Raw genomic sequence first — 15,397 nt, forward strand, 5'->3', positions numbered from 1 at the left:
TGGTCGTACAGTAGGTGCGGGTGTTGTATCAAAAATCCTAGACTAATATTGCATTAGTTAAGGATGAAAGAAAGGTCACTTAGGTGGCCTTTTTTATTGCCTGTAATTTACTAAAAAGGATAAGCTAGAAGCATTACACATTCAAAGGTAGCGATGTTTATGAAAACCATTGGCCTTCTCGGGGGAATGAGCTGGGAATCTACCGCTAGCTATTATCACCTTCTTAATGAAGGGATAAAGCAAGAGCTTGGTGGGCTGCACTCAGCAAAGGTTATTTTGCACAGTGTCGATTTTCAAGAAATAGCAGACTATCAGCAACAAAACAAATGGTATGAAGCAACTGAGTTGTTAGCTAATGCCGCCAAAGGAATTGAATCTGCAGGTGCTGACGTCGTTTTAATTTGTACTAATACTATGCATAAAGTTGCAGACGGTATTCAATCGCAAATTGGTATTCCTCTTTTACACATTGCAGATGCTACAGCGCAAAAACTGCAGGCTGACGGTATTAAAAGAGTGGGTTTATTAGGCACAAAATTTACAATGGAAGAAGATTTTTACAAAGGGTATATTTCCGGTAATTACGGTATTGATGTTATTACGCCTAATCAAAAGGAAAGGGATGTAGTGCATGACATTATTTATTCGGAGCTGTGTTGTGGGCAGATAAAAGCGTCATCTCGTGCTCAATATGTAGAAATTGTTGAGAGAATGCAAAAAGAAGGTGCAGAAGGAATTATTCTAGGTTGTACTGAAATAGCATTACTATTGAAACAAACAGATACTCCAGTAAAGCTTTACGACACAACCTCCCTTCATGTTCAAAGCGCACTTTCATTCACGCTGAAGTAAGCAATATCGTAGCAATAATAAATTGAGTTACTTTGACAAAAGGCAGCTCCAAGTAAATGGGTTTAGAACGCTTTAGGGTGTTAATATTCTTTTTTAAAAAAGCAAAATGCTATCTAAATAGTGGTTAAGTTTAAATGCTACAAAAACTAGCGCTGGTCCAATACAATTTTACCGGCTAAACCAATCAGTAAAAATCCAGATAGTCCTTCCAACCAACGAGAGTAATTTTCAGACTTTTTATTACTTAATAGCCAATTTCCAGCCATGGCATAAACAAGATTACACAGAGTTGCTAATACACTGAATAACAATCCAAGCATTAGAAGCTGATTGCTTGTCGAGCCTTGATAAAGGTCGATAAATTGAGGAAGAAAAGATAAGAAAAATAACGCTACTTTAGGGTTTAACGTACTTACGATTGCCCCCTGAATAAACACATTTTTATTATCTAGTGTGTTCTTATCTAAGGTGAGCCTAGTTTGTCCTTTCCACATGGATATAAGAGATTGAATACCTAAATACACCAAATAAGCTGCGCCCAACCATTTTATCGCGGTGAATGTGATTGCTGAATTTACAATTATTGCTGATAAACCTAAACATGAGGCCATGATATGGATGATGTAACCCAGCCCCAAACCTAAAGCGGCTTGCATCCCATCGCGTTTTCTACCTTTCATTGAGTTTGAAATAATGTAAATAACATCAGGGCCGGGAATGAGATTTATAGACAAGCAAGCGATGATAAACAAAAACAATGATGTATTGTCCATGTATAGATTCCTTATTGGTTAGTGAATAAAATCAAAACCGATGTTATTGATTAATACTGTAAAAACAGAATAGCACTAATATGAGCAACAAAAACAATGCCACCTAATGCTCTGTAAATAACTAGTGTACTTGCTGTGATATAGGAATTTCGTCTTCAACGACTTGACCGTTTTGTTTATAAATAACTCCGCCTTTCATGACAAAATCCACATCAGAAAGCTTGTTTACATAGCGTAATACATCGCCTTTTACTGCAATAATATCGGCCCATTTCCCTTCGCTTACGGTACCAACTTTATCTTGTAATCCCATAAACACTGAAGGCCAATAGGTCGCAGCGCGAATTGCATCCATTGCAGGAATCTTCATTTCGTTTACCCATACTGCAATTTCATTCCACGTAGATTGGCAGTGAAATTTTGTGGGTATGCCGCTGTCCGTTCCTACTAAAAATACGACACCGGATTCACGTAATTGAGCTATTTTTCGCTTCAGAGTTGGTTTTCTTAAAGGAGTGAGCTGCATGTATCCTAATTTCCCTGGTGAGGCAAGCGAGGCCTTAATGTCGGCAATAGTGTCTGGTTGTAAGCCTCTATGCCAACAGGTGTCGTCTAGTCGTTCTGGGTTATCTACGGTCAAATCATATTGAAATAGGCCTTCTACTGTAGGTGTCCAAAACAAAGGGCCTCCTGCCACTCGACCTGTTGCAGTTCGTTCCACTAATAGATCAACTATATCGTCAGGATAAGCCGGAGCTGTGGTTAATCCAGTATGTTCAAAGTTATCGATACCAATTTTTAAGCCTACTCTTATTTCATCAGGTCTGTGACTGTGACCAATCACTTTTAACCCGTTAGCATGGGCTTCATCTACTACAGCTTGAGCAACATCTAATGGTACTTTGTCTTGGTCGACAAACTTAATTAAGTCGACTCCCGCGTTAGCGAGCTGTTTTACTTTTTGCTTGGCCTCTTTTACTGTCTTCACTCCCCATCGATAGTTTTCGGTACCGGGATAAGGTTCGGCTTGTATAAATGGTCCAGTTACATATAAACGAGGGCCTGCCAGTTCGCCACTTAAGATTTTGTTTTTGACGGCTATGGATGGCGCTAAAGGAGCGCCTAAGTCTCTTGTACTGGTAATGCCTGCAAGTAAGAGCTGAATAGCACTCGCGGGCATAATTTCATCGGCTAATCTGTCTTTATAGGTGGGGTGCCAATGGGCGTAATTAGCATGACCATTAAGCATAAGGTGTGCGTGACTTTCCCATAATCCGGGCAATACATCCATGCCTTCTGTTGACACCACTTTATAGTCTGAGGGAACGGGTAAGCTATCTTGGTTGCCTACAGCTTGAATAATATCATCATCTATTAATATTACGCTGTTGGCTATTGGTCTTGCACCGTAACCATCAATTAGTCGCCCTCCTACTAATGCAATTTTATTCGATGCAAAAACACTAGTAGTAAGAAGTAAAAATATAAAGCTCAACGTACCTGTGACTATTTTGGGGGGCATTTATCATTCCTTGGAGAGTTGATGAAAATTTAGTCTGCCAATATTCCCCTTAATACTCAAATTAATTCATCCCAATTACCGCACAATTCAGCACAATTTTTGAACTAGAATGATTTGAATGACCCCATCTAAAACTAAATGGGGCATATCATCATTAAATACGTTCGAAAATAGTCGCTATGCCTTGGCCTAAGCCAATACACATAGTGGCAAGCCCGAGCGTTTTGTCTTCAGCTTCCATTACATTTAGCAAAGTTGTGCTAATACGAGACCCTGAGCAACCTAGCGGGTGGCCCAGTGCAATGGCTCCGCCATTTAAGTTGACCTTTTCGTCGTAGTTATCTAACCATCCAAGTTGTTTTACACAAGACAATGCTTGGGCTGCAAAGGCTTCATTAAACTCAGCAAGTTCAATATCATCCATAGTTAGCCCTGCGCGCTTAAGTGCTTTTTGAGTTGCGGGTACTGGGCCATATCCCATAATTGCTGCGTCACATCCGGCTACGGCCATTGCCCTGATTTTGGCTCTAGGGGTTAAGCCTAAGGCTTTTGCTTTTTCTGCTGACATGAGCAACATGGCTGATGCACCATCGCTAATTGCAGACGATGTTCCTGCGGTAACTGTTCCATTGATTGGGTCGAAAACGGGACGTAATGCGCCTAGTGTTTCAACCGTAGAGTCGGGACGAATAACTTCATCAAAATCAACGCTCAGTAACCGTCCATCTGCATCATGACCTTCAATAGGCACTATTTCGTTGGCCCAACGTCCTTCAATATGAGCTTGGTGGGCTTTTTGGTGAGAGCGAGCGCCAAAGGTGTCTTGCATCTCACGAGTAATCCCATTTTGGCGACCAAGTAATTCTGCGGTCATGCCCATATTGCCCGATGCTTTTGCGGTGTACTTGGCAAGGCCAGGGTGAAAATCAACGTTAAATGTCATAGGGACATGGCCCATATGTTCAACGCCACCAATCATGTAAATGTCACCACGGCCAGTCATAATGCCACTGGTTGCATCGTGTAATGCTTGCATGGATGAACCACACAATCGATTTACGGTTACCGCGCCGGTAGAGCGGGGTATAGACGTTAGAAGCTGAGCATTTCTGGCAACATTAAAGCCTTGTTCTTTGGTTTGTTGAACACAGCCCCAAATAATATCTTCAATTTCCGATGGATCAACATTCGGGTTACGCGTTAATAACGCGGTCATTAAGCTAGCTGATAAGTCTTCAGCGCGCACATTGCGAAATATGCCACCTTTGGAGCGGCCCATAGGGGTGCGAACACAATCGATAACGACTACATCTTTCATCTTAGTCTCCTTAGGTTATGCAAAATAAGAGTTGCCGTTGGCGGCCATTTCACGCACACCATCAGTAATTTGATAAATAGGCCCCAAATGCGCGTATTTGTCAGCTAATGCGACAAACTGCGATAGGCCCATGGTTTCTATATAACGGAAAATACCGCCGCGAAACGGTGGGAAACCTAAGCCGTATAACAAGGCCATATCTGCTTCAGCTGCACTATCAACAATACCTTCTTCTAGGCAACGAATAGCTTCATTCGCCATGGGTATCATTAGTCTTGCGATTATATCGTTCTTATCAAATTCAGCTGTTGCAGCGCTGACCGGTGTAATAAGCGCATACGCTTCTTCCGCGGCAACTTTGGTTGGACGGCCACGTTTGTCTACTCCGTGATTATAAAAACCTTGCTTGTTTTTCTGCCCTAATCGCCCTGCGTTATACAGTAGGGTAGTTGGGTCATTTTCAATTCTTGCCATGCGCTCTGGAATACCCGCAGCCATTACATTTGCAGCGTGGTCACCTGTGTCGATCCCCACTACATCCATTAAGTAAGCAGGGCCCATCGGCCAGCCGAATACTTTTTCCATCACTTTATCGACGGTAGTGAAATCTGCACCATCAAGGATTAGCTGTGCAAAGCCTGCAAAGTAAGGGAACAAAACTCGGTTTACTAAAAAGCCGGGGCAATCATTCACAACAATGGGGGTTTTACCCATTGCCAAAGTGGCCTTTACTACTGCCGAAATGGTTTCTTCAGCAGTGTCTTTACCGCGGATAATCTCTACTAATGGCATTTTATGAACAGGGTTGAAAAAGTGCATGCCGCAGAATCGTTCGGGCGAGCCCAAGCTTTCGGCTAACTGGTTTATAGAGATTGTTGAGGTGTTGGAACAGATTATCGCGTCTTCAGATACTGCCTCTTCAACTTCTTTAAGCACCAAGCCTTTGATTTTGGGGTTTTCTACTACAGCTTCTATTACTAAATCAGCGTCTTGTAAGGCGGAGTACTCAAGAGTAGGGGTAATGGAGTTAAGCGTTTTTGCCATTTTGGCAGGCGTCACTTTTCCTCGTTCTAATCCTTTACTGAGTATTTTGGCCGCTTCTTGTAAGCCTAAATCTAATGCCTCAGTATTAATATCTTTCATAATCACTGGGGTGCCTTTTACTGCACTTTGATAGGCAATACCGCCACCCATGATACCAGCACCCAGTACTGCGGTTAAATCGATAGACTTAGTGGCAGCTTTAGCTTGTTTCTTCCCTTTGCCTTTAACAATTTGGTCGGCGAGAAAAATCCCTATTTGAGCTTTTGCTTCGTTACTTTTAGCAAGTTGCACAAAGGCTTTGTTTTCGAGTTCGAGCGCATCATCTCTGGTTAATCTAGAGGCATTTTTAACTGTCTCTACAATCAAGTGAGGAGACGGATAGTGTTTACCCGCTTTAGCGGCAACCATGGCAGCAGCGGTTGAAAAGCTCATGGCACTTTCGTTTTTGTTTAGTTGTAAAGGGGCCATTTTTTGATTGCGTCTAGAGACCCAATCAAGTTTTCCTGCTGCACAATCTTGCAACATAAGCAGTGCTATTTCTGCTAATTTGTCACTGCTTACTACTGCATCAACAGCACCTTCTTTTAATGCTTTTTCGCCATTGCGATCACGACCTGTAGTCATCCATTCCAGTGCGTTATCTGAGCCAATAACACGAGGCAAGCGAACTGAACCACCAAAGCCAGGCATTATACCTAGTTTGACTTCGGGTAAGCCTATTTTCGTTGTTTCGTCAGCTACGCGGAGATCACAAGCCAATGCCATTTCACAGCCTCCGCCCAAGGCAAAGCCATTTACTGCACAAATTGTTGGGAAAGGAAGGTCTTCAAACTGATTAAAAATACGGGAGATTTTGCCTATCCACTGAAGTATGTCTTCTTCAGGATGTGCAAAAATATCAATAAATTCGGTTATATCCGCGCCCACGATAAACGCAGGCTTATTGCTGCGAACTAACAGCCCTTTTAAATCGGTCTTTAACGACAAAGCGTGAATTGCGGCTTCCAATTCACTGATTGTGAGGCTATCGAATTTGTTTACCGACCCTTGGGCATCGAAAACAAGTTCTGCAAAGCCATCTTCAAGTGGCGTTACGTTAAGGTTGGAGCCTGAGTAAATCATACTTACTCTCCTGTTAAATGGCCTTGTAAAAAATATGTGAAAAGATAGTGGCATGACTATCGGATATTTCAATGTAAAACTCAAACAGGAGTTTGAATTTTACGATTTGGCGGTAAAGCGACAAAATTCAAGGTTAAAATTCTGTTTACCTTGGTCAGCCATGGGGTATGCTTTAGCTGTCAAATATTAGTATAGAGTATTCATTTGAGAATAAAACGTACATGGGTGGATGAGTTTTTAAACTTAGCTAAAAGACTTCTTTTTGTTATTAGTTGGTGTACGTTAGTTTTAGTAAAGCCTTTGAGCGCGGCTATACCATCAACACCAGAATTAGACTCCCAACGGGAGTCGTACCAATCCCTTAAAAAGAAAATCCGGCAAACATCTAAACACAGGCTCAATTCTCTTGTGAGCGATTTAGATGCAATGAATGATTATCCATTGTTCCCTTACTTGTATTATGACTTAGTCAGCCGGAATATCAGTTACAGTAATCGAAACCAGATTAATGCCTTTTTAAAAGATACAAAAGGGTTGCCAGTACGTAATAAACTATTAAAAAAGTGGTTGAAGTATTTAGCAAAAAATAACTACAAAACACTTTTTCTCGAAGCATACGAAGCTGGCTTAGGAACAGATTTATTATGTAGTCATTTACATATAGACAGAGTGAAAAACGGTGTAAATGAAGCTTGGTATCAGCAAGTAGAGGTTATTTGGTTGTCAGGCTATTCATTGCCTGATAGCTGTAATTCAGTACTGGCTCATTGGATAAAACAAGGCAAGTTAATTGAGCCGTTAGCTATAGAAAGAATGAGTTTGGCTGGTAAAGCGGGGCAAAAAAGCTTATCAAATTATTTAAAACGGTTTGCGCCAAACAATGCGCATTATATCTCTGATTTGTGGGCCAAGGTACGCCGAAATCCAGCATTAAGCTTGTCTACTAAACATTTTCCATTCACTTACAGTCAATATGACGAAGATATAGCGCAGTGGGGGTTGGTAAAAATGAGTTGGCGTGATCCTCACAAGGTCATTAAAGCGCTTCCTCAGTGGGAGAAAAGCGGCAAACTCAGTGACACTTCAGTTCAAACTATCAAAGAAACCGTGGCGATTAGCTTAACACTCGCCCACAAGCCAGACGCACAAGAATGGTTAATGCGCGCAGCTTCAAGTGAATCTTCTCATGGTCTTTGGCGTTGGTATTTATTAAATACAGTGAGAAGCCGAGATTGGTCTGAGGTAGTGAGTGTAGTAAAAACTGCACCAGTATCAATACGCAATTCGTCAGAGTTTCAATATTGGTATGCAAGAGGTTTAACGGAAACTAATGAGAAACATGAAGCAAATAGTGTGTATCAAGCCTTAGCAAAAGAGCGACATTATTATGGTTTTTTCGCCGCAGCGCGTATTAACCTTGAGCCTGTGTTTAATCATGAGTCATTATTAGTAGACGAAGTGGCGTATTTGAGTTTACAGGAGCACCCTCAGGCAATTAGAGCTAGAGAATTATTTGTATTAGGCGAATATGTCAATGCCAGACGGGAGTGGTTTGCGTTGCGTAAAACTCTCTCGGGTAGCCAAATTGCCGCATCAGTTAAGCTGGCTTATGATTGGAACTGGCACGATCAAGCCATAGTCGGGGCGTTAAAAGCGGGAGCAAATAATGACCTAGCGATTCGCTTTCCTACTGCGTATGACGTTGAAGTCGAGGAGATAAGCCTAGATTACAAGGTGGATCCTAGTCTCGTGTTTGCCATTGCCCGAAGAGAAAGCTCATTTATGGAAGATGCTGTGTCTTCGGCAAATGCCCGTGGTTTAATGCAATTGTTACCTTCAACCGCGACGTTTTTGCTTAATAGTGGCGGCATTGTTAAACCTGAATTTGAACGAAAAATGAAGCGTAAAACGGTTCGTTATGAGCTATTTAAAGGGGCAAGTAACATAGAGTTTGGCGCTAGTTATTTGAATTATTTAGAGAGAAAGGTAGGGTCGAGCGACGTACTTAAAATGGCCTCTTATAACGCAGGCTGGCAAAAAGTAATGCAGTGGTTACCTGAGAAGGATGATGTTCCCATTGATATTTGGATAGACACTATCCCTTTTAAAGAAACACGTGAATATGTAAAAGCCATTTTGGCCTATCAACTCATTTACGACTGGCAAAGAAATCAGCCAACAAATCGTTTTAATGTTTTAATGACAGAAACAATAAAGCCCAATAATAATTAATAAAATATCGCGGCGCGCGACAACGTGAGGAATAAGATGCAGGATTTAAAACACCTTTATCAACAACACATAGAAACCCTTCAAACTCGCACAAGACATGCGCTGGAACGAGAGGGGTTAGATGGACTTGTTATACACTCAGGCCAAAGTAAACGTTTATTTCTCGATGACAATAATTATCCATTTAAAGTTAATCCACAGTTTAAAGCCTGGGTGCCTGTTGTTGATAACCCTAATTGTTGGCTGGTGGTGAATGGTGTTGATAAACCAAAGTTAGTTTTTTATCGCCCAGACGATTTCTGGCACAAAGTACCGCCCGAACAAACAGGATACTGGACAGAGTTTGTTGATATACACTATTTGAAACAAGCCAATGCCGTTGAAAAGCTACTGCCTTATGACAAATCTCGATACGCCTACGTAGGTGAATACATTGACGTAGCAGGTGCGTTGGGCTTTTCTAACGTGAATCCTGACAGAGCGTTACACTATCTGCATTATCACCGTGCATACAAAACGGATTATGAGTTGTATTGCATGCGACAAGCTAACAGTATTGCGGCCGCTGGGCATAAAGCCGCGAAACGGGCTTTTGACGAAAAGCAAAGCGAATTAGACATTCACCTAGCGTATTGCAAAGCGGCTAAAACCGCTGAGCATGAATTGCCATACAGCAGCATAGTGGCATTGAATAATCATGGGGCTATTTTGCATTACATGCATTGTGAAACCACCGCCCCGAATCAGCACCTGAGCTTTCTTATTGATGCTGGTGCGAATTTTAATGGCTATGCGGCGGATATTACCCGTACTTATAGTGAGTCGAGTAATGAGTTCTCAGGTTTAATTACTGCGTTAGATAGAGTCACATTGTCATTAGCCGACGCGCTGAAACCCGGTGTGCCTTATGGTGATTTACATTTGTTGGCCCACGAGGGTATTGCACAAATCTTACAAGACGCAGGTATAGTGAATTTAGATGCCGCTGATATTGTTGAAAAAGGCATTACACGCACTTTCTTTCCTCATGGTATAGGCCACTTTCTGGGCTTACAAGTTCACGATGTCGGTGGTTTAATTGCAGATGATCGTGGTACGCCTAAGCTAGCACCGTCAGAGCACCCATTCCTTCGCTGTACACGTGTGGTAGAAGCTAAGCAAGTATTCACTATTGAACCAGGTTTGTACTTTATTGATTCGTTGTTAAATGAACTAAAAACCACGCAAAATGGACAATTTATCAATTGGAAAAAAGTACAGGAACTCGCCCCCTTTGGCGGTATCCGTATTGAAGATAATATTATTGTTCACAGAGATCGAAATGAAAATATGACAAGAGATGTAGGGCTTTAATGGGCCCTTTTATTGTAGATCAATAAATAGTAGCCCGATTAAGGATGACTGATATGGTAACTTGCTTTATTAAATACGTAATAGATCCCTATAAATTAAGGGAGTTTGAAGCCTATGCAAAAAGATGGATACCGCTGGTTAATAAATTTGGTGGCGAGCATAATGGCTACTTTTTACCTTCAGAAGGGGCGAGTAATATTGCGTTAGCTCTGTTTACTTTTCCTAGCCTCGCAGACTACGAAAAATATAGAAGTGAATCATTTAAAGATAAAGAATGTATAGCGGCTTTTGACTATGCGGAAGAAACAAAATGTATCGTTAGTTATGAGCGCAGTTTCTTTAAACCCATGTTTAAATGATACATTGGGTTTGAATCTTTCAGTTCAAAATTAATGGCTTTTTAGTATTCCTTTTATTCTCAGCGCTTCCAGTGTTAGTTGCTTTCGGAGCGTTAAATCTGATTTATTCTTAATTTCTAGGTTGGTGGCAAAAAACCATACGTCAACGCCTTTTTCCACATAACCAACATACCAACCAACCTGAGGGGTTAGGCGCGCGGCCCAGCCTGTTTTAGCTCTCAGAATAGCTGTATCGTTGATGTCTTCTATCATAATTTCGCTCAACGTATCGTAAGATGAAGGGCTAAAAGGAAGCGAGCGATTATAAACATGTTTTAGGAAATCAATTTGTTGTGTCGCTGTAATTGTTAAGCTGTTGTCTAGCCAAAATGTAGTGGTATTAAAACTTTCCGTAAGCTGCCCATACCTCATTTTTGACAAGTAACTTTTATATTTGGCTGGCCCAATTTCATTTGCGAGTTTTTGATAACACCAAACACATGAAACTTTATAAGCACTTTGTAAAGTTTGATCTTTATTCCACGAAGTATACTCGTATTCAGTGCCATCCCATTTAATAACACTTTTTGAGTCTTTAATGAGATTTTCTTCAAGTGCAATGAGGGAGTTCGGTATTTTGAACGTAGATGCAGTACTGAATGGGGTATTTGCTCTTTCAGCGTTATGTATATAAACCGTATGACTATTAAGTGAGGAAATAACCATAGTTCCACTGGCGTTATTTCGTTCAAAAAGCGCCTGTATTTGAGCATCTTCAGCATAGGATAAAGGCGTTATAATCAGTAGGCAAAACAGGTAGATTAATAATTTCACTTTATGTCTCTATAACATTAGGGGATGTTGATCTTTTGTGTATTTTTTAAAGTATTATTGGCTACTTAATTATCATTTTCTAGTGTTAAATTCCACTCTAAATAACCATGCTAAGAATAGGACCATGAAAATAGCAAAATAATCAATTAAATACCCTTGTCCGTTGGCGATGTCACCAAAAGCAAAAGAAATACTGATAGGGGAAATGTGTGGGAGTAAACTCGTATTGTCAATATTTCTAATACTTTGAGAAATAAAGAAAACCATTGAAATAACTATAGCTTTTTTGCTTTTCACAAAAGTCCCGTACGACCCATATGCAGGAATTACAACATAGAGTATCAAGCACAAGAACACTGTTAGCGTATTGCCAAAGCCTGCAAATATGGTTACTCCTAAACCAATGAGCGCAAATAATGCCATGATGGTGCTAGCTATTTTGAATCTCACTTTACTTTTAATACCTTTACAAAAAAGAGGGGCTAACTTTGCCTAGAATTATTCGCTTATTCAATAATTGGTTTTGTGGGTTGCGGCTTTTCTGGCTATATCTGATCTGAACCTGTCATCTCGCGTACCCACTTTAAATAATGAGTAATAGGATGTGCTATGTTTGGTTTTTTGAAGTCTAACTCTTTGGCAAAAAAGAAAAAGCAGCATGCAAAGTTGCAAGAACAGGCTATGTACGCTCAGCGCAACGGTGATATGCGAAAATTTGCTGAATTAACACTACAGGCTGAAACCATGTGGCAGGAAATTGAAGTAGTAGAGCAAAGCCAATCGAATTAACTCGTTCGATTGGCTGCTATATTCGCTAGAGCTATTAACGCAGACTTATAAGCGGTATCAGCAAGAGGCGTTAAGGCATCAATGGCACTTTGAGCTGCTTCATCGGCTTTTTGCTGAGTATATTCAAGCGCGCCAGTATCGCGCATCACAGCCAGAATAGTATCTAAGTGTTCGCTGCCATCAGCATGCTCAATGGCGCTGCGGATAAGCGCTTTATTAGCGTCATCTGCGTGCCACATCGCATACAGAAGAGGTAAAGTAGGTTTACCTTCGGCAAGGTCATCACCGACGTTTTTACCCATGTCTTCGCTATCTGCACTGTAATCCATAATGTCGTCGGCTAATTGGAAGGCAGTACCTAAATATTTACCATATTGCTGTAACGCAGTAATGATGGATTCGTTGTCACAAGCTAAAGCTGCTGCTAGCTCTGTGCCTGCCTCAAACAAACGGGCTGTTTTGCCGTAAATAACATCAAAATAGCTCTCTTCTGTGGTTTCCGGGTCGTTACAGTTCATTAACTGCTGCACTTCGCCCTGAGCTATGCGATTGGTTGCATCAGAAAGTACCTGCATCACTCGCATGCTGTTCAAGTCAACCATCATTTGAAATGAACGAGAATACAAAAAATCGCCCACTAGAACGCTGGCTTGATTTCCAAATAATGCATTTGCTGTTTCCCGACCTCTGCGCATAGTGGATTCATCCACCACGTCGTCGTGTAGCAATGTTGACGTGTGAATAAATTCAATAATGGCTGCAAGTGTATGATGTTCATTGGATTCAGCACCGGCTGCTTTTGCGGCTAAAACCGTGATGAGTGGGCGAATTCTTTTGCCGCCACTGTTGATGATATAGAAGCCTAGTTGATTGATTAGTGCGACATCAGAGCTAACTTGCTCTTGGATAAGTGCATTAACCGCTTTCATGTCGCTATCAGCGAGCGCCCTAATATCTGCAAGTAGCATCATGCAAATGAATAACCTAAACCAATGAAAATAAGTGGCAAGATTGTACCTTAATTCAAATACTTCGCCACCCAAGAGGCTATCTTTTAGTGATAATATGAGAGAAAATAAGGCCTAGCGTAATATTTAACCATTTTTCTCGTAAAACCCTATTGTTATCGGTTTGCGTTTCACGTACAATTCGCGCCCTGTTTTTGTAATGAGCGTAAAGATACGCAGAGCGGAGTTAGATATGTACGCGGTTTTCCAAAGTGGTGGTAAACAACACCGTGTGGCCGAAGGTCAGACCGTTCGTCTTGAAAAGATTGAAGTTGCTCCTGGTGAGGCTGTTGAGTTCGATAACATCCTTATGGTGAGCAATGGTGAAGACGTTAAGATCGGTACACCATACGTAGCTGGTGGCAAAGTTACTGCTGAAGTAGTAACGCACGGACGTGGCGAGAAAATTAAAATCGTTAAGTTCCGTCGTCGTAAGCATTCTCGTAAACAAATGGGTCATCGTCAGTGGTTCACGGAAGTGAAAATTACTGGCATTAGCGCATAATATAGGAGCACGTACACATGGCACATAAAAAGGCTGGTGGTAGTACTAAAAACGGTCGCGATTCAGAAAGTAAACGTCTTGGCGTAAAACGCTTTGGCGGAGAATCTGTATTAGCTGGCAACATTATCGTTAGACAACGTGGAACTCGTTTCCATGCAGGCGACAACATGGGTATTGGTAAAGACCATACTTTGTTTGCGCTTAGCGACGGTAAAGTACAGTTTGAAGTAAAAGGTCCTAAAAACCGTAAATTTGTTAGCATCATCGCTGACTAATTACGGTACAGGTTTACTTCCTGTAACTAAATTTCAAAACCCCGCTTCGGCGGGGTTTTTTGTCTTCGTTATTGAATGATCAACTAAACTTTGTACCCATGGGATGCTAAAATTTAGAAACGAAGCTAAAAAATATCCATAGAGTGTAATGACTAGTTATTATCACCGATCAGCTTAATTTTTAAGCAATTAGTCATTATACTCTGAGAGCGTGTTCTAAGAGATTAAGCGAGTAAAAGATGAAGTTTGTAGATGAAGCAGATATTCGTGTTGAAGCAGGTGACGGTGGTAACGGCACTGTTGGCTTCAGACGCGAAAAATACATTCCTAAGGGCGGTCCTGATGGCGGCGACGGCGGTGATGGAGGTAGTGTATATCTACTTGCTGATGAAAATTTAAATACGCTTATCGATTATCGATTTGAACGTTTCCACCGTGCAGAGCGGGGGAAAAATGGTCAGGGCAGTGACTGTACAGGACGTGGTGGCGAAGACCTTAGCGTTCCCGTGCCCATTGGTACCCGTGCTACAGATGCCGATACTGGCGAAGTCTTGGGTGATTTAACCAAGCATGGACAACGTCTAAAAGTAGCCCAAGGTGGTTACCATGGTTTAGGTAACGCACGCTTTAAAAGTAGTACTAACAGAGCGCCTAGACAAAAAACCGATGGTACTCCAGGTGAAATTCGCAATTTAAAATTAGAGCTGATGCTGCTTGCTGATGTAGGATTATTGGGGTTACCGAATGCTGGTAAATCTACCTTTATTCGCTCTGTATCCGCTGCTAAGCCCAAAGTGGCTGATTATCCATTTACCACTCTGGTTCCTAATTTGGGTGTGGTGAGACAAGACTCACAGCGCAGCTTTGTTATCGCTGATATTCCTGGGCTAATAAAAGGTGCAGCTGATGGCGCAGGTTTAGGTATACGATTCCTAAAACATTTGGAGCGTTGTCGTGTTTTATTGCATTTGATTGATTTAATGCCTGCGGACGAAAGCGATCCTGTTGAAAATGCCAAAACAATCATTTCTGAGTTAGAGCAATACAGCCCTGAATTAGCAGCAAAACCCCGTTGGTTAGTATTTAACAAAGTGGATTTGATGCTAGATGAAGAAGTTGATGAATTGTGCGAAAAAATCGTGACTGAATTGGACTGGAATGGTGAAGTTTTTAAAATTTCTGCGTTCCAAAAGCTCAATACTCACGACCTATGCTCTAACGTAATGAATTACTTGGAAACCTTACCAACTACTGAAGAAGAAACAGCGGTTGATTCTAATGATGTTGAGTTTAAGTGGGATACCTACGAAAAAGAACCCCAAGGTGTGAATAACGATACCGACGACAACTTTGATGATGAGTGGGATGATGACGACGAAGAAGGCGATGACGACTTTGAAGTGGTTTATCGAAAATGAGTGAAGTTCGTTTAC

The 15,397-nt window shown here is 41.4% G+C and carries 15 protein-coding genes; 8 read left to right on the forward strand and 7 right to left on the reverse strand.

Features of this window, described 5'->3' with window-relative positions; all coding sequences use genetic code 11:
- Nucleotides 1–159 precede the first annotated feature (159 nt).
- Nucleotides 160–852 (forward strand): aspartate/glutamate racemase family protein, encoded by a 693-nt coding sequence (locus J3L16_RS12995; RefSeq protein ID WP_207613425.1) that lies wholly within the window; start codon nt 160–162, stop codon nt 850–852.
- Between the two features lie 146 nt (nt 853–998).
- Here the strand turns inward: J3L16_RS12995 and J3L16_RS13000 are convergent, their stop codons facing one another.
- The 4 genes from J3L16_RS13000 to fadB form a co-directional block, all read right to left on the reverse strand.
- A complete protein-coding gene (locus J3L16_RS13000; protein ID WP_207613426.1) occupies nt 999–1,625 on the reverse strand; it encodes a LysE family translocator in 627 nt (208 codons plus the stop codon).
- A gap of 121 nt (nt 1,626–1,746) precedes the next feature.
- The gene (locus J3L16_RS13005; RefSeq protein WP_207613427.1) at nt 1,747–3,147 is read right to left on the reverse strand and encodes an amidohydrolase family protein; all 1,401 of its coding nucleotides are present in this window, start codon (nt 3,145–3,147) and stop codon (nt 1,747–1,749) included.
- Nucleotides 3,148–3,301: 154 nt separating this feature from the next.
- Complete coding sequence (fadA, locus tag J3L16_RS13010) at nt 3,302–4,465, reverse strand: acetyl-CoA C-acyltransferase FadA (protein WP_207613428.1); 1,164 nt, start codon at nt 4,463–4,465, stop codon at nt 3,302–3,304.
- Between the two features lie 15 nt (nt 4,466–4,480).
- Nucleotides 4,481–6,631, reverse strand: coding sequence for a fatty acid oxidation complex subunit alpha FadB (gene fadB / locus J3L16_RS13015; protein ID WP_207613429.1), 2,151 nt, complete (start codon nt 6,629–6,631; stop codon nt 4,481–4,483).
- A 204-nt stretch (nt 6,632–6,835) separates the two neighbouring features.
- On the opposite strand from fadB, the gene J3L16_RS13020 reads away from it, so the two are divergent.
- Genes J3L16_RS13020 through J3L16_RS13030 form a run of 3 tightly spaced genes read left to right on the forward strand, consistent with a single transcriptional unit; the run spans nt 6,836 to nt 10,575 of the window.
- Nucleotides 6,836–8,863: a transglycosylase SLT domain-containing protein gene (locus tag J3L16_RS13020; protein ID WP_207613430.1), complete on the forward strand. Its 2,028-nt coding sequence runs from the start codon at nt 6,836–6,838 to the stop codon at nt 8,861–8,863.
- A 36-nt stretch (nt 8,864–8,899) separates the two neighbouring features.
- Nucleotides 8,900–10,216, forward strand: a complete 1,317-nt coding sequence (gene pepQ, locus J3L16_RS13025; protein ID WP_207613431.1) for a Xaa-Pro dipeptidase — start codon at nt 8,900–8,902, stop codon at nt 10,214–10,216.
- 53 nt (nt 10,217–10,269) lie between these two features.
- On the forward strand, nt 10,270–10,575 hold the full coding sequence (locus J3L16_RS13030) for an NIPSNAP family protein (RefSeq protein ID WP_207613432.1): 306 nt from the start codon (nt 10,270–10,272) through the stop codon (nt 10,573–10,575).
- Between the two features lie 30 nt (nt 10,576–10,605).
- On the opposite strand, the gene blaOXA is transcribed toward J3L16_RS13030, so the two are convergent.
- Both blaOXA and J3L16_RS13040 read right to left on the reverse strand, forming a co-directional pair.
- Nucleotides 10,606–11,388 (reverse strand): class D beta-lactamase, encoded by a 783-nt coding sequence (blaOXA, locus tag J3L16_RS13035; RefSeq protein WP_207613433.1) that lies wholly within the window; start codon nt 11,386–11,388, stop codon nt 10,606–10,608.
- 72 nt (nt 11,389–11,460) lie between these two features.
- Nucleotides 11,461–11,811, reverse strand: coding sequence for a hypothetical protein (locus J3L16_RS13040; protein ID WP_207613434.1), 351 nt, complete (start codon nt 11,809–11,811; stop codon nt 11,461–11,463).
- A 186-nt stretch (nt 11,812–11,997) separates the two neighbouring features.
- On the opposite strand from J3L16_RS13040, the gene J3L16_RS13045 reads away from it, so the two are divergent.
- The gene (locus J3L16_RS13045; RefSeq protein WP_207613435.1) at nt 11,998–12,177 is read left to right on the forward strand and encodes a DUF6435 family protein; all 180 of its coding nucleotides are present in this window, start codon (nt 11,998–12,000) and stop codon (nt 12,175–12,177) included.
- Here J3L16_RS13045 and ispB read toward each other — a convergent pair.
- Nucleotides 12,174–13,145: an octaprenyl diphosphate synthase gene (ispB, locus tag J3L16_RS13050; RefSeq protein WP_207613528.1), complete on the reverse strand. Its 972-nt coding sequence runs from the start codon at nt 13,143–13,145 to the stop codon at nt 12,174–12,176. The genes J3L16_RS13045 and ispB overlap by 4 nt on opposite strands.
- 232 nt (nt 13,146–13,377) lie before the next feature.
- On the opposite strand from ispB, the gene rplU reads away from it, so the two are divergent.
- The 3 genes from rplU (at nt 13,378) to cgtA (ending at nt 15,382) form a co-directional block, all read left to right on the forward strand.
- On the forward strand, nt 13,378–13,689 hold the full coding sequence (gene rplU / locus J3L16_RS13055) for a 50S ribosomal protein L21 (protein WP_207613436.1): 312 nt from the start codon (nt 13,378–13,380) through the stop codon (nt 13,687–13,689).
- Between the two features lie 17 nt (nt 13,690–13,706).
- Complete coding sequence (rpmA, locus tag J3L16_RS13060) at nt 13,707–13,964, forward strand: 50S ribosomal protein L27 (protein ID WP_207613437.1); 258 nt, start codon at nt 13,707–13,709, stop codon at nt 13,962–13,964.
- Nucleotides 13,965–14,203: 239 nt separating this feature from the next.
- Entirely contained in the window at nt 14,204–15,382 is a 1,179-nt protein-coding gene (gene cgtA / locus J3L16_RS13065) for an Obg family GTPase CgtA (RefSeq protein WP_207613438.1), read from the forward strand.
- Nucleotides 15,383–15,397 lie beyond the last annotated feature (15 nt).

It is taken from the genome of Alteromonas sp. 5E99-2, assembly GCF_017368475.1.
GTDB lineage: Bacteria > Pseudomonadota > Gammaproteobacteria > Enterobacterales > Alteromonadaceae > Alteromonas_F.